16 protein-coding genes are annotated in these 19,803 nt (G+C 52.4%); 9 read left to right on the top strand and 7 right to left on the bottom strand.

The window, feature by feature from the left end; genetic code table 11:
- The first annotated feature begins 567 nt into the window (after positions 1–567).
- On the top strand, positions 568–1,578 hold the full coding sequence (locus C1A15_RS16670) for a PDDEXK nuclease domain-containing protein (protein ID WP_101723607.1): 1,011 nt from the start codon (positions 568–570) through the stop codon (positions 1,576–1,578).
- Positions 1,579–1,624: 46 nt separating this feature from the next.
- Here the strand turns inward: C1A15_RS16670 and C1A15_RS16665 are convergent, their stop codons facing one another.
- The 6 genes from C1A15_RS16665 to C1A15_RS16640 form a co-directional block, all read right to left on the bottom strand.
- Positions 1,625–2,635, bottom strand: coding sequence for a hypothetical protein (locus C1A15_RS16665; protein ID WP_180953131.1), 1,011 nt, complete (start codon positions 2,633–2,635; stop codon positions 1,625–1,627).
- 3 nt (positions 2,636–2,638) lie between these two features.
- The gene (locus C1A15_RS16660) at positions 2,639–3,217 is read right to left on the bottom strand and encodes an RNA polymerase sigma factor (protein ID WP_101723606.1); all 579 of its coding nucleotides are present in this window, start codon (positions 3,215–3,217) and stop codon (positions 2,639–2,641) included.
- Between the two features lie 105 nt (positions 3,218–3,322).
- A complete protein-coding gene (locus tag C1A15_RS16655) occupies positions 3,323–4,915 on the bottom strand; it encodes a hypothetical protein (protein WP_101723605.1) in 1,593 nt (530 codons plus the stop codon).
- A gap of 196 nt (positions 4,916–5,111) precedes the next feature.
- Entirely contained in the window at positions 5,112–5,702 is a 591-nt protein-coding gene (locus C1A15_RS16650) for an RNA polymerase sigma factor (RefSeq protein ID WP_101723604.1), read from the bottom strand.
- 717 nt (positions 5,703–6,419) lie between these two features.
- On the bottom strand, positions 6,420–6,821 hold the full coding sequence (locus tag C1A15_RS16645; RefSeq protein WP_146001885.1) for a hypothetical protein: 402 nt from the start codon (positions 6,819–6,821) through the stop codon (positions 6,420–6,422).
- Between the two features lie 285 nt (positions 6,822–7,106).
- The gene (locus C1A15_RS16640; protein WP_101723602.1) at positions 7,107–7,313 is read right to left on the bottom strand and encodes a helix-turn-helix domain-containing protein; all 207 of its coding nucleotides are present in this window, start codon (positions 7,311–7,313) and stop codon (positions 7,107–7,109) included.
- Between the two features lie 1,058 nt (positions 7,314–8,371).
- On the opposite strand from C1A15_RS16640, the gene C1A15_RS16635 reads away from it, so the two are divergent.
- From C1A15_RS16635 to C1A15_RS16605, 8 genes are all read left to right on the top strand, one after another.
- Positions 8,372–9,277, top strand: a complete 906-nt coding sequence (locus tag C1A15_RS16635) for a LysR family transcriptional regulator (RefSeq protein ID WP_101723601.1) — start codon at positions 8,372–8,374, stop codon at positions 9,275–9,277.
- Between the two features lie 1,631 nt (positions 9,278–10,908).
- Complete coding sequence (locus C1A15_RS16630) at positions 10,909–11,106, top strand: hypothetical protein (protein WP_101723600.1); 198 nt, start codon at positions 10,909–10,911, stop codon at positions 11,104–11,106.
- 64 nt (positions 11,107–11,170) lie between these two features.
- Positions 11,171–11,359: a transposase gene (locus C1A15_RS17470; RefSeq protein WP_146001894.1), complete on the top strand. Its 189-nt coding sequence runs from the start codon at positions 11,171–11,173 to the stop codon at positions 11,357–11,359.
- Positions 11,360–11,768: 409 nt separating this feature from the next.
- A complete protein-coding gene (locus tag C1A15_RS16625) occupies positions 11,769–11,972 on the top strand; it encodes a lichenicidin A2 family type 2 lantibiotic (protein WP_101723599.1) in 204 nt (67 codons plus the stop codon).
- A 99-nt stretch (positions 11,973–12,071) separates the two neighbouring features.
- Positions 12,072–12,275 (top strand): lichenicidin A2 family type 2 lantibiotic, encoded by a 204-nt coding sequence (locus tag C1A15_RS16620; protein WP_101723598.1) that lies wholly within the window; start codon positions 12,072–12,074, stop codon positions 12,273–12,275.
- A 191-nt stretch (positions 12,276–12,466) separates the two neighbouring features.
- Positions 12,467–15,472, top strand: a complete 3,006-nt coding sequence (lanM, locus tag C1A15_RS16615; RefSeq protein WP_101723597.1) for a type 2 lanthipeptide synthetase LanM — start codon at positions 12,467–12,469, stop codon at positions 15,470–15,472.
- Positions 15,473–15,484: 12 nt separating this feature from the next.
- A complete protein-coding gene (locus tag C1A15_RS16610) occupies positions 15,485–16,186 on the top strand; it encodes an NAD(P)H-dependent oxidoreductase (RefSeq protein WP_101723596.1) in 702 nt (233 codons plus the stop codon).
- Positions 16,187–16,190: 4 nt separating this feature from the next.
- Positions 16,191–18,353, top strand: a complete 2,163-nt coding sequence (locus C1A15_RS16605; protein WP_101723595.1) for a peptidase domain-containing ABC transporter — start codon at positions 16,191–16,193, stop codon at positions 18,351–18,353.
- Between the two features lie 474 nt (positions 18,354–18,827).
- Here the strand turns inward: C1A15_RS16605 and C1A15_RS16600 are convergent, their stop codons facing one another.
- Positions 18,828–19,607 (bottom strand): EFR1 family ferrodoxin, encoded by a 780-nt coding sequence (locus C1A15_RS16600; protein ID WP_101723594.1) that lies wholly within the window; start codon positions 19,605–19,607, stop codon positions 18,828–18,830.
- Positions 19,608–19,803 lie beyond the last annotated feature (196 nt).

The following is a 19,803-nucleotide window of genomic DNA, read 5'->3' as shown; positions in this document are numbered from 1 at the left end:
CACACCAGCAGCAAGCGCCCAGCAATCTCCGGGGCCGGATCGTTTGATCCGGTCCCTTTTTGATGTGCGGTCGAGTTGCCTCTGCAGCAGTTCGGCGGCGGACTGGTAAGCTCGTGGCGGTTTTTGACGGAAAACCGCGTTCGAGCGGGCGCTCCTTTTCGACACGAGGCTATGAAATTTTTGTTTGACCAGACAAAAGGTCGCTCCTGAAACCCGGCCACATGCTCGTAGATCCGGAGCCTCGCTCGAAAGCGGTTTTCCGTCAAAAACCGCCACGAGTCTGCATTCTCGCTGTCGAGCCGGTGTCGGTTTACAGGACGCCGCCCCGGGCTCAGGCGGCGAGTTTCCGAGTATCGCTCGGTAAAACAGAGCAAAATGAGTACAAATGTTCTGTACTATGTGCTATAATATTCCGCAAAAGAGCCAGTGCAAGCGCACTCTTTTCTGAGAGCGCCCATAGATGGCGGTGGGATTCCGCGCCGCCCGTACCACGCTTGCAAGATCCTCTACGACAACGGAATACCCCGACGATGCGCTCCGGTGCAATTGGGGACGAGAGGAGCAAGCATGGACGATTCCATGGTTCGCGCCGATGCTGCGGTGTACGATTCGGTTCGCGATACGCTGGCTGCTGCGCGAAAACGCGCCGCAGTTGCCGTGAACGACGCGATGGTCGAGGCGTATTGGGAGATCGGGCGCCAGATCGTGGAAGCGCAAGGAGATCGCGCCGAGTACGGCAAGCACCTGATGGAGTACTTGTCCGAGCGGCTGACGAATGAGTTCGGGAAGGGGTTTACTGAGCGTGCTCTTCGGCACATGAGGCAGTTTCACCTAGCCTTTCCAATTCGGAACACACTGTGTTCCGAATTGAGCTGGTCTCATTATCGCCTGCTCATACGTGTGGTGGATGAGAGAAAGCGCCTGTTCTATATGCGCGAAGCCGTCGATCAGCGGTGGACTGTGCGCCAGCTCGATCGCGAGATCCACTCCTTCTACTACGAGCGCCTCCTTGCCACACGCGAAGAGGGGCGCGAAGGCGTGCGGCAAGAGGTGAAACAGCTCGAGCCGACTACCGAAGCTGACGGGCTGCTCAAAGACCCGTATGTGCTCGACTTCCTCGACATGGGCGGACGCACGCAGTATCGTGAAGACGAGTTGGAGCAAGCGCTCATGGACCGACTCCAAGAGTTTCTCTTGGAGCTGGGCAAAGGGTTCGCGTTCGTCGCGCGCCAGCAACGCATCGCGGCGGAGACGGAGAACTACTACGTCGATCTCGTATTCTACAACTGCATCCTCAAATGTTACGTGCTCATCGACCTCAAGACGGGGAAGATCTCACCGCAGGACGTCGGCCAGATGGACTTCTACGTGCGCTTGTTCGACGATCGTTGCACGCAGCCGGACGATAACCCCACCATCGGCATCATCCTCTGCGCAACGAAGGACGCCACCGTGGCCAAGTACTCCGCGTTGGCCGACAAGAAAGGGCTGTTCGCGTCGCGCTACACGCTTTGCCTGCCAACCGAGGAGGAGCTGGCGCGAGCCCTTGAGCCTACGAGCGTCCTGTTCCTCGAGTGAAGTCGATGGGGAGGGCGCGTCTCGCTCGACGCACTCTCCCCGCAGCTTATCCCTCGACGACCTCGGTGATGGTGTAGAGCTTGGGCATCTGGGGCATCTTGTTCTGAAAGTCGTCGATTTCCTCGCTGGTTGCGTCGCCCTTCGGCGGTTCAACATCGCGGAAGGCCTCGCGGGCGTCGTGGTATTGCGCGTACAATTCGTCGAAGTCCGGGACCGGATCGATCGTGTACGCCTTCGTTTGCGACGAACCGTCGGCGTACGTGACGGTCATGGTAAGCCGAGAAGTCGAGATCTCCTCTGCAGCGCTCTTTTCTACGGCGGTATCCAGCTGGCGGCTAGCTTCTTCGGAATATCCTCTAGTCCTCAACGTGCTGTATGCTTCGAGGCCGGAATCCGACAGGGGGAACCCGATGTAAAGTTCCACGATACGCTCATCGTCGATCGATTCCTGGTGATCGTAGTCGAACGTCACGGACTTGGGATAGTGATACGTGTGAACGCCGTTCGCGTGCTGTTCGGCGGTGACGGTTTTGTCGATGATCTCGAAGTAGCTTCGCTCCCCTTCGATTTCATAAGTGATCGACTCGATGTTGTTGCCGGTACAGTACACGGGGAAGTGGTACTTGTAGCCTGCCCACTCGTAGCTCCAGAACGTGTCGTCGGCAGGGTTGTACCAGGGGCCGCTGTAACCGCCTCCTCCCGTGAACTGCTCCGTGTGAAGCGTTGCCGAGTTGCCCGATTCTTCCTCCGTGCCTGTTCCGGGACTTGCGTCGATCTCGGCGGGCTCGGCTGGCTTGTCGTCGAGGTTGCCGAACCCGATGGATGAGTTAAGGGCGAGCGCGGTCGTGCCGAGGCCTACCAGCAGTACGAGGCAGGCGGCTATTGCGAGAATCTTGATGCGGCTGCTCTTGAAAAAAGCTGGGCGCTCGCCGTTGCGACGAGCGCGCGTTTTGCTCAGGACGGCATTCCTCAGCTGGTCGGAGGCGTGCGTGTCGCGCATCATGGAGCAGTAGTCGTCCAGGGTCGGTCGATGGTCGGATGTGCGGTGCTCGCTCATAGCTCAACTCCTCTCCCGGCTTGGCTCGGGGCGATGCGAAGGTTCGTCCATCTCGTCCTGCAGCGATGTTCGCAGCTGCTGGCGAGCTCGGTGGAGGCGGGTGCGCACGGTGCTGGGACGGCATCCCATGATGGCTGCGATCTCTTCGGTGGCGTATCCCTCGACGTAGAACAGGTGCACCACGGCGCGCAGATCGGCCGGCAGCGCGCCAACCACCTCCCAGATGTCGGCGCGGAACGCGTCGGGCGCGGCAACGTCGACGTGCTGCCGCTCGAAGCCCTCGGTGCGACGGTTCCAAACCGAACGCGCCAGGTCGTGGCAACGGTTGATGGTAACGCGCAGCAGCCATGCCTTCAGGTGCTCATCGCTTTCGAATGCGGTGTCGTTCTCCAGCAGACGCATGAACACGTCCTGGAACACGTCGTCGGCATCGCTCGGCGAGCCGGTCTGCGCAAGCGCGACGCGCAGCACGGTATCGCCCCATGCGTCCATGGCGCGGCGAAGGAACGCGTCCGAGCGCAGCTGTTTGGAACCGCCGCGCGCAGCGGTGCGGTTCGTATGTCGTTGGAACGGCAAGCGCATGCATTCACCTCTCTGGTACCAATACGGGTCGGGAAGGGGGATTGTTCCGGAGAGGAGGAGAAAATCCCCGCAGCGCTGGGAGGGGTGGGCGCTGCGGGGTTTCCGTCAGGGCAGCACGAGACTGCCGATGCGGTAGGTGGCGGTGGCGCGACCGCCGTAGGAGGTGTTGCGGTAGTGGTACGAGAACGTGGGGTCTGCCAGCTCGTCGACGGCGACGACGTGCAGCACCGTGAACGTTTTCGTCTCGCCGGGCTGGATCGGCACGAAGAACGAATTCCCGTTCCGGTTGCTTGCCGGACGCTCGATGCCGCTTGCCCACAGCGGCCAAGAAGACTTGCTTTGAACGAAGAACTGCTCGCCGCCCAGCTCCTGGATGGTGCCGAACCACCCCTGCGCGGCGTCTGCGTAGAACGGCACGTCCGACGTGTTTTTCACCGTGACGTCGATGGTCGCGTATGCGAATCCCTCGCCGATGGAACCATCCTCATCGATATGCAACTCGCCGAGGGGAGCTTGGTGAGACGATGCGAGGTCAGCCGCCCTGACCCCTTCGGGAATCTGCGTGCTGACGGTGCCGTTGGTGCAGGTCAGCAAGCCTTCAGCCGACCCGCTTGCTCCGGTTGACGCGAACTCCCCATCTCCGGTCACGTTGGTGGGAAACCGCACGTCGATCGTCTCGCCCAGGCGCAGCGGGTTCTTGCACACCACCCAGCTGTCCTCGGGCGTGACTTCTTCCTCGGGTTCCGCGGACGCCGCCTCCGGCGAAGGCTCGGCGGCGGGCTCGGTGAGCGGGCGCTCGAGGCTCGGCAGCTGCTCGTCCGCAAACGGGAAGGGCTCGCAGGTTTCCTCGACCACGGAGCCGTACAGGGTGTGGATCCAGGTGAATCCCTCGTTGCGCTTGTTGAGCATCTCCTGCACGCCGCCCTCGAACGGGTCGACGACCTGCGGAATCAGCTCAAGCTCGGGCGTGGCGCCCGTTTCGGACGGCACGAGCTTCGCCTTCACGTCGGCGGCGGTCAGCTCGATGGACTTCGTGGCGTGGCTGCCGTCTGCCTTCTCGATGGTGATGGTGAGCGTGGCGCCGTCGAGCGTGTCGATGTAATCCTGATAGCCGGTGACCACGCCGGCGTCTTCGTTCGTCCATAATCCGAAGCAATAATCGGACAGGCGCGAGCCCGCCGCGTCGGTGACGGGAAGGTCGACGGTGCTGCCCAGCCTCTGATAGCACTTCACGCCGACGGTTTCGCTGTCGGGCTGCTCGCCCTCGGCGGGGGAGCTGATCGGCTGTACCAGGTCGTACGCGCTGAGGAAGGCCCCTTCGCCGATGAGCGTCGTGTTCCATTCGAGCGCTTCGGCCCAGCGATCGGGGCAGGCGCCCGAGGCGAACTCGTCGTAGGTGTAGCGGTACAGCTCGCCCTTGTCGATGTGCGCCTGCACGCGCACGATGTCATCTCCCTCGATGCGGAACATGCAGCCGGTGTACACGCCCTCGTCGGCGTAGCGGTCGTCCGGCGGCACGCGGAACAGGATGTCAGCCTCGAACAGGATGCGCCCGTCCTCGCCCATGGCCAGCAGCGAGTTGCCCGACGCCCCGTAGGCGCTGATGTCGAATCCGAACGGCTGGCCGTGCTTGGCGAAGTGCGGCAGCGCCAGCGACAGCCCCGCGATGGATGCGAGCAGCAACAGGCAGGCAGCCATCGCGAGGCCCCTGAATCGGTGCCGTTTGACGGAGAACGCCGCAGGTGCAGGGCTTGCTCCCGCAGTTTGGTGGCGGGGTCCGCTCGATCTGGTTTGCTCGCTTTGCTGGCGCTCGATGCGATCGAGGACGGCGCGCGAGAGGTCGCGCGGTGCGTGGGCCCTGTTCATCAAAGCGGCGTATCGGGTCAAAGGGTCGTCAGTCATGGGGCACCTCCTTTCGGGGGTCGCAGGGGTCGGCTGCGATGGGAGGAAGGGGCGCAGCGTGCGCGCCCTCCCGCTCCTTTCGGGCTATGAGCAGGTCTTTCACCCGCGCACGGGCACGGGAGAGCCAGGTGCGCACGGTGGCGGGCTGGCTGTTCAGCATGCGGGCTATCTCGTCGGTGGTGTATCCCTCGACGTAGTGCAGGTGCACGGACGAGCGCAGGTTGTCGGGCAGCTGTCCGACCGCATCCCACACGTCGGCATCGGCGGGGTCGCGCACGAGCTCGGCAACGTCGTCGCGCACGGGGTCGAACGCGACGGTGCGGCGGTTCCAAGTCGATTTTGCCAGGTCGCGGCAGCGGTTTATGGTCACGCGCAGCAGCCACGCCTTCAGATGCTCGGTGCTCGTGAATTCGGTTGCGTCGCTGTACAGCCGCATGAACACGTCTTGGTACACGTCCTCGGCGTCGGCCTTCGAGCGCGTTTGACCCAGTGCCAGGCGATACACAGCGTCGCCCCAGTCGGCCATGGCGCGGGCCATGAACGCCTCAGTGCGGCGCGGCTGCGCGCGGTTTTCAGCTGACATCGACTCACCCCCTTGCTCTAGCATACGAGCCAGGGGGCGCGATTGTTTCAGGGAATTTCGAGTTTGCGCAATCCGCTCAAAAATACAACAATCCGGATGTATCGATGGTGGTTTCATATGGCCGATGATTTGTCAATAGGCGAAAAATGTCCGGCCCATGTTGTCGAATGGATGGGTATCGACCTTGCGCCGTCCTCGCCGCCAAGACGTGTTTCCGACGTCAAACACCTCATACAGTCTCATATCAGTGTGTTGCCCCGAAAACAGGGTCTGGTTGTCCCATTTGGATGCCTTCGGCTACGCTGCGCCGCTCCTATGTCGAAGCAGGCTCTTCGCCTGCTTATGCGGGTGCCACCGCGATGTGGTAGTCTCTCACGCACGGGTCGCACGTGACAGCCACCTTGGCTTTATTGACCTTCGCGCCGCGCACACGCAGCGCCTCTCAGCCGTTCCCTGAATCTTTGCGTACGGCGCAGGTGGGTTGTCGGTTTTGGAGATTTTTTGTGTGTGGCCTTGTTGCCGGTGGAGTTCTCGGAAGACACGAGACCGATGAAGGATGCGAAGCGGTGATCCTTCCTATGCCGTGCATGCGCTCGGCTAGTTCGGGAGAAGCGGCTTGTGATACGCGGTATCTCTTCCTTCACCGCCGCAAGGCGCTCCTCGATTCGTAAAACCGCAGACACTTTCGTTCTAAACGCGAAGGTGTCTGCAACCTACTCAAATTCGTAGGATCCGGCTCAGGTTCGAAACGTCTTGATCCAACGGGTTTTGGTGAGCGTTTTGCTTGTTTCGGATCGGTTGCCGTTTCGCCGCGTAGGCGAGAGGGGTGGCAACGTTTTCCTCCTCGACCGAAGGCACGCGCATCGCCTTTGACGAGTCAGCGAGAAACATGCGAGCAAGCCAATCGGCATCCTGCTCGTCGTTTTTCTGCCTATCGGTGCGATGGAGCGGCTTGGAGACGGGGCCATCGTGCAGGATATTCAACGACATGAAGCTGGGTTTCGCATGTTCTGTTCGTATCGTCTGTTTGTGGTACGAGACCGCGCTTCTGCCGATAGAACAATTGCCGACTAACCCGCGATCTGCATTAAGGGGGCTTTGCCGATTCTCATCAGTCATATCCTCTGACACAGAGTAACAGTAAGTAATGATTAGCTATTAGACTATGTCAAATCACTTCGAATTTGCATTGACCGTCCAATGCGAAGTCATGCTAATTTAACTATCCCTCTTCGCAGGGGTTTTATTCGTCCACTTAGCTTGTTCTTTGCATCCATCATGCAAAAAGACCACCGCTTTAAATGTTTAAGGAGTCAGGTTGTGAATTGCATCATTGCGTCTAGTCCCTGATGAAAGCTCTTCCTACTGCAATAACCTACATCTCCATTATCGGACGAGAAGCTATCAATCGCGAACGTATTCTAAAAGGTCGCCAGGTTGGCAGTCTAAGACATCGCAAATCCGAGCCAAAGTGGAGAGTTTGAATCCTTGAACTTTGCCAGTTTTCATTCGAGACAAGCTCACTGTCGAAATACCAACTCTTTCCGACAATTCGCAGAGGGTCATTTTCCGATCAGCCAGGACGCGATCAAGTCTTATAACTACACCCATTTCGTTTGCCTAAATAAAACCATCAGAATAGTCCTCTAGAAGTACCCCATATTGGAAAATAAGCGACACAGAATACAAAGCAGTCGCAAGCACCAATTCCCCTAAATTGATTGACAAAGTCAATGTAGATGCTGCGTTCTGAGCAACGCCCACAATAAACCCTTCGACGTTGAACCAAGAACCGGAAACGGAAGATATGGCACCGATTAGGACATCTAGGACTAGAAATAGCGAAATCCATTTGAGTCGCGATACCTGCTTATGGGTAAATGGGGTAGTATCGTTCCTGATAGATCCAATTATGTCGGATCCAATCTTGGTTGCTATTGCCAGTAAACCAAAAGACACGGCAGATAAGGCGAACGATTGTGCGTTCGCATTCTCGAGGAATGCGAACTGGTCAGAGACTACTTGCGAAGCAATTGCAACAAGTCCGCAAATGACGCAAATGAGACTGAAAGTACCGCAGCCAATGAAGAGAACTATCTGTATGATCTTGCCGATACTCCTAACTCGCTTCAGTGAAAGGCTTATGCTTTCCTCTCCATTTTGCATTAGTCCATGCCCTTCTCAGCTTACGATAATTTAAGTGTGCCTATCCCGAATAATACAGTCTACGGTATTGTAATATAACGAGCCAGTTTTACTCAGTAAGCAACTGCTGCACCTCTTGCTACGCACCGATATTTACGCAGAAAACCTGTTCTACTCCAATGGTCATGCACATCCCCAGAGTTTCTATTTCGCTGTAAAAGAGCATTCGGTCTCCTTCTTCCTCATATCCATCTTCAAATAATCTGTAGAAGATTGTTCACGCATTTAGGCGAATTTAGTTGCAGTTCAATTTTGACACAATTGAGATCGTTGCATTGTTTGAACGCAAGAAACTATTAATTGCGATATAAAAAATGAATTTGCGTGTAGCAACGAATTTGTTTAAGGACGATCTGGGATGAAGGACCCGTTGGCATATTTTTAATTGACCAACTTAAACTTTATGGCTAATATAAAGTACTACTTTAAGAAATTAAAGTCTTATATTATGATTTTGATCTGTGATGAGGCAAACATTGAATGTCAATCAACTTGAGTATTATGTGGCCACTGTGCAACACGGCAGTTATGCGAAAGCTGCGCAAGTTCTATATCTGACCCCGCAGGCAATATCTAAAGCAGTTAACGATTTGGAAAAAGAACTGAATGTGGTCTTAATGACTAAAGCGGGAAGAAGTGTAAGGCCCACAGCTTTTGGATTAACCTTCTGTGAGAAGGCTAATAGAATTTTATATTCTCTAACTGAGCTAAAACTGTCTGCTCAAGACGCCCGTGTTGAAAAGCCTCTTACTTCATCAATATCTCTGGCAATATCCATTTCGCCCCATCGAGGATCGGCAATTCATCCAGAAGACTTCGATGAGTTTAAATTGCGCAATCCTGGCATCTCGTTAATAACGAGATGTAACTCAAGTGGGGTGTGTCTGAACGCTGTCGAGGAAGGGGTTTTCGATGGGGCCATTATCCTTGGGCCGGCCAATAAGCCCGACATGAATTCTATCAAAGTCTTCGGCGTTGAGCCGGTCATCGTGGTTGATAAATCCCATCGTCTCGCCTCGCGCGAAAGTATTGTTTTAAGCGATCTCGCCGAAGAATATATCGCATTACCAAATGACTTCAGATACTGTCTATCAATAATCACCGACAAATTGGAGAATGCGGGCTTCCTTCCGAACTATGTCGAGCTTCCTCCGTTCACGAAAGGCCATGAAGATTTTTTGGGTATCCATTGCGGTGCGATGTTCGCAATGGACGATAATTACGTGCGCGGTCTTTACCCCAACGCAAAGTTTATTCCGTTATCGAAAAGTGCCACATTTGAGATACCCGTGTACTTTGTGCATCGTGCCGACAATCAGAATCCTCTTTTATCGAGCCTGGCGTATTACATTTCCTCACTCGCGCGATAGCCGACGTATTCATTATGTCAGAAATTGTGTAAGCCGAAGTTCCGTTTATTTGATCGCAAGAATGATATTCTACCGATGACTCGAGTTACAAGAAAAATAGCAATCCTCGCCAATGGAGTCGTTTCGCTAGTAAATGGATGGGCGCTAATAGTTGGGTGTTAGGACAATCCTCCCATACCAGTGCTTACCATCGCGATAGTGTAATTATAAGACGCATCATCAACTCCGCCAAACGGATGATATCAGGTAGGATTCTTTTCAAATGCATAGCAAAGCAAGCAACGCATCGCTTGACGTAATCGCCCTCTTTCTTGACCTGGCAGAATCGCAATAAGTCCTTGGTACGCGGGGCGCATTTGTTCAGGATAAAATATCGTGTATGAGTTTAAGGGTTTGCGACTAACCAAGAATGTTTATTCGCCAAGAACCTTGCCTCTAATCACATAATACTAATTAGCAAAAAAAAATAATTTTGGAAATATTTTCGTTGCTTTACTGACGAAGATTGCTTTTGTACCATCGTCGTTGACAACATCACCGATAGGAGACTTATGAGTATAGTGAAGGTGAAAGCGTCCGAGCAGACGTCGCAGAATGATTCAGTCAACCGAGAAGGAGACTATCCCAACCCGCAAAAAGCTCCTAACGGATGCAGCTCGGCCAGCCCCTCAGGTGTTTGGGACAAAGAATCGACTCGTCTCGCCCTCGTAAAAACGTCATCGCTGTCTTTTTTTGTCTGCTACTTTCTATTTGGATCGATAATCTTCGGACTTGCATTTATGGGCCTACTCAAAGATCCGTCGACCCTTGTCTTGATGGCGTGTTTAATGGTCGTGCTAGCCGTATACATCATCTTGTTTTTTGTATTTTCGCTTCGAGGCAGACCCTCGAAGCGAAATGCGTGCTCTTTTTTGAAGCGCTAGGCAGTTCAATCAAATATATTTTTGCATATGTTATTAAAATGTGAAGTTAGAATATGCGTTTTACGAATGCTTCGCCAGTATTCTGTAGTAAAGTGATAACTCTTAAATGAGATTAATAACCTGTTTAACTCGAGGTGCAATTAGGTTATTAGTCGCACAGCGAACCGGATGTATCCTTCCATTCTCCCAATCCTCCCACCTTTGCCCCTTCGCTGTTTCTTGTGGTTCGCCAAGGCGAACTTGCCACGTGAGTCGTCCTTGTTATGGGAAACGCTATCATGGATGAACCGAACGAAAGAGGCGAGGAAGAAGCCATGGACCGGCTAGCCGCGGTATTCGCGGCGCTTTCGAGGAGTCGCTGAGTCTAGGGCCTCGGTGGAGGGTCGTCGACGTCGAGTTTAGGCGAGTCGGAGGCTCGCGCGACGAGCTCTACGTCTTTATAGAGAAGGCGACTAGATCGCCCATGTTATGCACAGCGTGCGGCATGCACGTCGCCTGCGACACACGCGAGAACGAGTGGTGCTATCTCGACCTCTGGCAGTGCGGGACCATCACCCAATGCAAGGTGCCTCGTGTCGAATGCCCGATTCGTGGCATCGTCACCGTCCGGTTCCCCTGGAAGGCCGAGGGCACTCCACCTCTCTGTTCGCCGTGTAGGTCGCGGTCATATTGCCGTCGGACTGACGTGCGCGCCATCGCGGAACTCCTGTGCGAGACGGACACGAGGCCCTGGCGGCTCGTCGGGGCCTGCGTGACGCGTGCCCATGCCTCGTCGCCTACTTCGGGGTGCGCGCCGTCGACGTCGACGAGACCGCCAAGATGCGCGGGCGCGACCGCCTCTCGGTTTTCGTCGACCTGGACGCCAAGCGCGTCGTGCCGGTGCAGGGGGACGCGAAGTGGGGATAGCCGCGGGGTTCGCCGACGACCCGGCCGTCGGCGGCGGCGACGCGTCGAGGGTTGAGGACGTGGTCTGCGACCTGTCCATCGCCTTCGCGAGCGGGATCGCCTTCCACATGCCGCCGCCAACCGCGTCGCAGATCGCTTCCACGTGGTCCAACTGCTCGCGAAGGCGGTCGACCGCATGCGGGCCGCCGGAGACGCGCGTCGAAGGAGAAGGTCATGGCAATTTCCCGTCGGGCAGGGCCCATTCTCCTTTTGAGCGGTGGCTAAGTCGCTGCGTTCATATCTCAACCACCGTTTATTTGAAGACGCGGAAAATGTTTTTCGGTGCAGCATCTTTTTGGTGTTGCTTTGGTTTCAAATTGTCTATCACCCCAGTGATAGGATTTTAACTGCATCGATGTAGTCTTATTCGCGGTTAACTATCGAAAGGGGGCTAATTATGCAGGAGCTTCCATGCGAAGGCGGTCTCGTTGGCATAACCTTTGAATGTCTATGCGAGGAAGAAATGGCGTTTATTGCTGGAGGAGACGGCGCGATGCCGGCATCTGTCACTCCGGTTCCTTCCGCCATCGTTGTGAGCGCTATAACAGGCGTTTCTGCAATCACCGTATCGCTATATAACAATTGTTATTAGTGACAGGATGCATACCAATTAAGGAGGCACAATGGACATGGACAACCCTATTCTCGTAGGTCAGAAATTTGAAGACCTGACAATGGAAGATATGGCATTCATCGCGGGCGGTGATGGCATAGCGCCGGCGTCCGTAACGCCTGCTTCGCCGCTTTCAACCCTCTCGTTTGCGACGGCGGGTTCGGCTCTCGTCTCTATTGGAGTGAGCTTGGTTTCGTATGTCACCACGCATTAAGTACTTGGCAATTCGACGCAGTTTGACCAGGGTTGCACGATAGCCATAGATCAAATTCGTCGGGATTGGACAGACAATCGATCTTGCAGAGGAGTCAAGATGGATCAACAGATTGTTGGCTTGAGGTTTGAGGATTTATCCGACAGTGAGATGAATTTTGTAACAGGTGGCGATGGTATCGCTCCTATGTCGACTCCGGCACTCAGTCTTCCGTGGACAACATACATTGTCGGCAGCTACCTCTCAGCGGTTTCCGGAGCAGCCGTGTCATGGGTTGCATCAGCATTTACGAATTGCGCATAGGAATCGCATATTATGCGATTGGGAGCGCAATAGCTGTTTAAAGTTATACAGCGTCTGCAATACTAATGCGGCATATGATGTCGGCCAAGGTCCACGATGCAACCATCACAAAGACCGCCATGGACGAAGCGATTTCGTTCATGGCGGTTGACTATAGGAGACCTTCTTGATATTCGACCGAGAGGTAAAAAATGACTACTTCGAATGTATTTAATATCGGGCAGTTTACAATCGACGAAAGGATCTCCATAATTAAAAAACTTGGCGTGCCGGATGATCTTACATTTTACGGAAACACTGAAAAGTGGACGGCGAGAAAGAGCACTGTAAACTCAAAAGTTTTCGCCAACATTCTAAGACTCAACAACTGGCCGATTGCATGTTTCGAACGTAGCATTGACCCAGGTTTTGAGTTTCCGTTGTCGGAGGAGCCGGAAGAAAGCCCGATCGAAGAGGCAATCCGCCTCATTGACAATTGCTTCGATTCGGATGATGCATCATCTTATGCATACCTGATACGTCATTTTCTTCATAAATTCGATCAAGATATATCAGCTTCGCGATCAAATTTGCACGATAAGCTCTCCGAAAAAGCAAAAGCCAACATAATGGAGTGCCTTGCGAATAGATTGCTGTCTATCGCTGTGAAGGTCTTTGTCCTTGAATTGAACAGAATGAAGCAAGAAGGTGCACTTTCAGGTGACACGGCAGAAGCCCGTTTTGAGAGCTTTATTGCTATCGCAGGCTCCAAAAGTAACCTCAAAGGGCTTTACTGCCGTTATCCGGCAATGACGAGAAAGCTGGTCGTTGCTACGGAATATTACACTTCCTTCGTTAATAGTTTTTTTGAGCATCTGACCGAAACCTGGTCAAGCATTGAAGACACCTTCTTCCATGGAGCGCGAAAGCTCTGCATTGAAGAATTGGCTATGGAGCAAGGAGATACGCACGCTAAAGGGAAGTCCGTCGTTGTAATCCGCTTTAACGAGGGAAGTATTGTGTACAAACCGCGCAATCTCAAAATTGAACGATGTTTCGATCGAATTGTCCAATACTTCAACGATTCAGAAATGATCCTTGATATTAAAATGCCATCGTCGATCTATAAAAACGACTTCACATTGTCGGAGTTCATTGAGCAGAAGCCATGCGTTTCGAAAGAAGAGGTTGAGAGATACTACATCAGATATGGACAGCTGCTTGCCATGATGTACTTGTGCAATGGAAGTGACATGCATTATGAAAATATCATTTCAAATGCAGAATACCCTATTGCAGTAGATCTTGAAACTTTATTCAACACGCCGACGGGGTACGAAAACGACGATTTGTACGACAATCGAATCACAACCGAAATAAGGACTTCCGTCGTTTCGAGCATTATGCTTCCGCAGAAAACGCAATTAGATGCCAAGGGCAATTCAATTGACATGAGCGGATTGTCTGGATACGGGCAAACGATTAGCAAGAAGGACTATATACCCAAAGATTTAAACACTGATAATGCGCGTTTTGAATTAGGCAATGTTTCGATCGGCGAAAGCAAGAATGGAGTCTACTATAACGACCTTAGAATTGACTACTCCGAATACGTTGGTCAGATAGTTGATGGATTCAAGAGGGTTATGTCATGTTTCTTGGCCAGCAAGGACGATTACATTGAGCTTGTCAGGTCTCTGCCGGACTATGCAATAAGACTTCTTTTCAGAGATACCGGAAAATATATGCAATTTCTTCTGTTTACTAGGCATCCAAGCTGTCTCGTTGATTTTGCGGAAGTAGAAAAGGTTCTAGAAAATCTCTATACCCATCCCGTCTCGAACAAACGTATCGCACAACTGGAGTATCGCGACATGCTTTTTGACAACGTTCCTATCTTTTATGCGCATCTGGACAGCAGGAACGTAGAGAGCTCGGCCGGTGACATTGTCAAAGATGCTCTCATGAGTACTCCTCGAGAAGCTGTGATTGAGAAATTGCAATCGATTTCTATTGAAAACGTAGAAAAGCAAATTGGTATCGTTAAAATGCGTACGCTCGGCCGCAAAGGGATGGAAATCAACCACGAACTTCATCATGCGACGATTGCGAATACGCTTGATAGCCTCGAGTTCGCAGAATCGATTGCTCGCGAGATGATAGAATCAGCATATTTTAACCATGACAAAGCGACGGCGCAATGGCTGGTTGTTTCTCAGGGAGTCATAAATGATTTCGATCTCGGACCGGCTCCCTGTGATTACTACAACGGACTTGTTGGATTTGCCCAACTGTTTAAAACGCTGAGTCGGATTTGCGAAAATGAAGAATACAATAATTTATATAATTACATATCAAATTCTGCTCTGGGAAGCCTCCAAGTCACTGCGGCCGATAGCGGGTTCTTCGGACTTCATTCGCTTTTGAGGTTCGCTGATCTTATCGATGAGGATGATCCGTGCCAAGAGTCCTTCATGTCATATTTGGCCAGCTTGGATCAGTATTTTCCATCGTATCTGGATCGAGCCACAAATGCCGATTGGCTGCAAGGCTTATCCGGAGTCATACCCCTATATCTGAGACTTTTCGAGATAATGGGCGATGATCGCTATTTGTCCAACGCTATTGCTGCAGCCCATCGCACTCTTGACTTAATTGATGGCTCACAGACGGTCGGTGGCAACGTAGGCATAGGGCATGGACTATCGGGCCATATCGTGTCTTTGTCAAAATTATACGAAGCGACCAAAAATAGAATATATCTTGATCGCATTGAAGAATTTAGCATGATGTGTGCTGAAACGATACAGACAGGCCCCGATCTGCCTGCCACATGGTGCAACGGAACCCTCGGATATTTGCTGGGGCAACATTATGTAAAAAAGGTTACTGGGAGCTTTCCTGCGCCAGAAATCGTACCAAAGCTTCATCGCAGCTTAGACGATGCCCGTTTTCGAACCGACTGTCTCTGTCATGGCAATTGTGGCAGGATACAGTACTACCTTGATATTAGTAAGCTCGACGATAATAAATTATACTCCGAAAAGGCCGAGCGATTTTGTAATGAGCTTATTCGCTCTGACGTTCAAAGCGGCAACATCAAAATTGATCATTTTACCGGAATTACGAACTATAGCCTGTTTACAGGCTTGGCCGGGGTCGCACTTACTGTTGCGAATAGTTTACATCCCGCTATTTCCCTATCTCCTTTTATTTAAGAGGTGAAACCAGTGAAAAAAATTTTTGCATTTTGTGGCTCGCGGCAACGAAATAGCTTCACCCGTGCGATCCTTGAGCAGATAAGTGACGGTTACTGCCGCGAAAAAGCAGACATAGAGGTGCAGATCATGACACCGAACGATTATGTCTTGAATCATTCAGAAGACCCTGCGGAGCCTTTTTTCTTGGGGGCGGATAAAAACGAACGCGATAACCTTGATGACACGCGTATGCTTAAACGAAAACTGGAGCAAGCTGACCTAGTCATTTTTGCTTCACCAACATACTACGGAGCTGTTACTGCGGACATGAAATTGTTTATCGACCGCTTCTGCCACCTAGCTCATTTATTCTATTTCGCTAAGAAGCCCTGCCAGACTCTTGTAACTTCCGATGGCACGGGTCATACGCAAGTTTCCAACTATCTTAAGCAGTTTTGCGATGGGTTAGGTTTGGTTCGTACATGCGAAATAGTGCAAACAAGCAAGCAGAAGCTTGATCTAAAAAAACTTGATAGCGTGGTAAAGGCGGGCATTTCAGCGATGGAGAACCCAGACTCTCTTTGTCCGGGCGTGAGCATGGAGGCGGCATTCCAATCATGGAAGCTAAATGTACTTAGGCAGGATCAGAAATGTTCCGAGCGGGCATATTGGACGAAAACCGGTCTTATAAACTACGACAGGCTTGCAGATTATTTTCATTCGCTAGGATGATTCCATGGCTAAGATAAACGCGATATTCCAATCTGAACATAGCGAATGCGGGCTCGCCGCAGCAGCATGCGTACTACAATACCATCACGTGCCTGTTACGCTTGGCGATCTTCGTGACAAATACGGATCCCCTAAAGGGGGCTTGACCCTCCAGAACATCAAAATGATCTTAGAAGATGAAGGTGTGGGCTACAAAGGCATTCGCGTATTAGATCCGGGGTGTCTTAAAGATCAAAGAGAGCCGAGCATTGTATTTTGGGACGATAGTCATTTTGTTGTATTGTATAGAGTCTGTTTAAGCAGATACTTCGTGATGGATCCTAAAATGGGAAAAGTGTCGTATTCGGAAAAGGAATTCTATAAACACTTCTCACGGTATTCGCTTGTGATTAATGAGGTTCGGGAAGCCAAGGCGTCGAAAAAAAAGTTACATGACCGAACTAGCGGAAAGGGCATCTTCCGGCAATTCTTGATATTGGCAAAAAATACCAAAATGACGATAATTGGGATTGTTGCCGTAATGTTTCTCTTGAAAATGCTCACCCTCGTTGTTCCGGTTGCAACACAATTCGTAGTTGATGGCAATGTCGCTGTCGATAAGGTGTCTGTCTTACGGATCGTATTTCTTGTATGTGTCATAGGGGTACTTTACTACTTATCTTCTGTGTGCAATGGATTGCTGCTTACAAGTCTCCAGCTAAACTGGAGCAAATGTTTGTCGGAGAATTTTTACGAAAAGGCACTCAGCAAAAAATTACAGTTTTATATCAACAGGTCTTCTGGCTCGATGATATATAAGTCCAGCCTGATTTCCATGATTCAGGCTACGTTGTCAGGAAGCGCTATACAGAACGCAATAGATATGCTCTTCCTCTTTGTTTACATTGCGTTTATGTTAGTCGCATCGGTTGAGTTGACTCTGATTGTACTGTTGATTTGCGCCATAGTTGTGTTTAGCTCCCTTGTCTATGCAAAATGGAATTATTCAATCAATAGTAGAGTGATGGAAGCCCAAAGCGATGTTCAGCAATTGTCAGTGGAATTGTTTTCTGGAATAGAGACGGTCAAATCGCTCGGTGAAGAACCGCACTTTCTTTTGAAATGGATGGAAAGATACCGAAAGAGCCTGGATGGCCTTAAAGAGCAGGGAAAAATCACCGCATGGATGTCGAGCATATCAGGCACCCTCATCTTCATCCTTCCAATCACTGTTCTCATGTTTGGCGTTCGGGAGATTCAGATGGGCTCAATGACTTTAGGTCTGGTTGTTGCTTTTATGACCCTATCATCATACTTATCTGATCCTTTTTCGAAGCTCATCGGTTCTGTTTCCCAGTTCATGCTTCTGAAGTCGTATCTAAATCAGGTAGCTGATGTTACGGAAGAAAGAGGTTTGTTGGAAGACATCTCGGGCACCAAAGTTATGCGGCATGTTGGAGAGATAGAACTTGAAAACGTGGCATTCAAATTCAGCCGCTTTGACCGATATGTGGTATGCAATATGAATTTACGTATCAAGAAAGGCGAGAAAGTGGCTATCGTCGGGAGAAGCGGAAGCGGAAAAAGTACTCTGCTTAAGCTTATAAGTGGATTGATCAGTCCGACATCAGGAACGATCGCGATCGATGGCACTGCTGTGTCTCGGTATGATAAAGGGTCTCTTCGCAATATGATATGCTTTGTTCCGCAAGATCCAATCGTGTTCGGTGATACTCTTTTGGAGAACTTGATGCTCGATGGTGCGGATATTTCTCATAAGTCTCGAATTGAGGTACTCGAAGCTTCAGGGGTGAGCGGTATCGCGAAAGAAATGAACGCCGGTTTTCATTCAATTATATCTGAGAACGGTATGAATATTTCTGGAGGTCAAAAGCAAAGAATAGCAATCGCACGCAGTCTTTTAAAGAATCCCTCGGTAATCATCATGGACGAACCTACAAGTTCCCTGGATGGCTTGTCTGAAAAAAAGATTATCGACTACATAGCACAATGCGAAAGGACTGTTATAATCGCAGCTCACAGACTTAATACTGTCAAAAAAATGGATCGGATTATTGTTCTCGAGGATGGAGCCGTTGTCGAAGAAGGAACGCATGAGCAACTTCTTCTGAGAAATGGTCTATATTGCGATCTCTACAATGAGTCATCAGAACGAGGAGACAACTGAAGGCCTGTACCTTACGGGGTCGCGCTAGCAAAGATGAACGGATCACCGCAGTCGTTGAAAGGCGACCTTGCTGCTTTTCGATGATGGTTTTCGCTAAGCCATGTCTGCTCCTGCTTGAGTCATTGGGGTAGGCGTGGCCTAGTATCATTGAGGATTAATGTGAACTCGTTCATACCTCTTGCTCTCTGACAACGCGTTAGGAGCAATGCGATAAAGCGTTGTTCGAAGATCCGGTCTGCGCAAACGCGACGCGCAGCACGGTGTGGCCCCAAGCGTTCATGCGCGGTGGAGGAACGCGTTCGAGCGCAGCGACGTGGACGCCGCACGCCGGAGCGAGGTTCGTATGTCGCTGGAACGGTGCGCGCATGTTTTCGCCTCTCCGGGAACAGCGCGGGCGGAAGAGGGCGATTGTTCCGAAGAGGAGGAAAAGGTCCCTGCGCGGCATCCGGAGATGATGGGGGGAGGCCGGTGCGCTTATTGCCGAGATGTCGGAATTTCGTCGGGATGCACCCACTGTCCGTGCTTTTTCGTGTTCGGCCCGTGCTGAATGGCGAACGCGGGGCAGCGATGCAAGCACGCGAGGCACTGCGCGCATGAGTCATTCGTCCAGGCGGGCGTACCGTCTTCCATGCGGATGGCGCCCACGGGGCAGTTCCGGGCGCACGCGCCGCAGCCGATGCAGGAAGCATCCACGAAGAACGGCGCGGTGGACCGGCAGGCGCGCCAATGCGCGTGCATGAGCGAGCCTACGAGGGGCGGCCCCGTGCGGACGCGGTGCGCGCCCGTCTGCCGGGCGCGGATGCGAACGGCGATGTCGTCGACGCGCGCGTCCGCTTCGTGCGTGATGCGCAGGTTGCGCTCGTCGTCCGATGCGTCGAACATCGGCGTCCAGGTGTCCACCATGCGCACGCCGAACGCGGCAGCCAGCGGGATGCCGCGGACGCGCAGCGCGTCGGCGGTCATGACGCGCGCCGTGCCGCTGAAGTTGCCGAACGTGGCCACGAGGTAGGCGTACGGGGGTTCGACGGCGCTCGTTCGGAGGTCGAGGGCGTCGAAGAAGTCGGTCATGAGGATGGGCAGCCCCATGAAGTGCGTGGGCGTGACGAAGCCGACGGCCTCGCCCTCCGCAAGCTCGAACGACGCGCGGCCCGCGTCTCGACATGCCCTGATCGAAATGGCACGGTCGTCGAGCGCGTCGGCGAGACGGCGCGCCACGTGCTGGCTGTTCCCGGTGGCTGAATAGTAGAAGATCATCGGTTCCTCCCGTATCGCTCGGCGCGTGCACGCCTGTGCATCTGTCAAATCTTGGACACTTGTCAATTGTTGGAATCAACCATAGAATGAGCGGCGAGGCAGCGCAAGAGACGGCTTCGCCCGCTCTGTCAAACGTTGGACGAAATGAGTGAATCTGCCCAAAATCGGGTTTGCTGCGCCAAGAAGCGCGAAGTCG

Source organism: Eggerthella timonensis, from assembly GCF_900184265.1.
Lineage (GTDB): Bacteria > Actinomycetota > Coriobacteriia > Coriobacteriales > Eggerthellaceae > Eggerthella > Eggerthella timonensis.
Note: the sequence above shows the minus strand (reverse complement) of the source record. Positions and strands in the feature narration are given on the sequence as shown.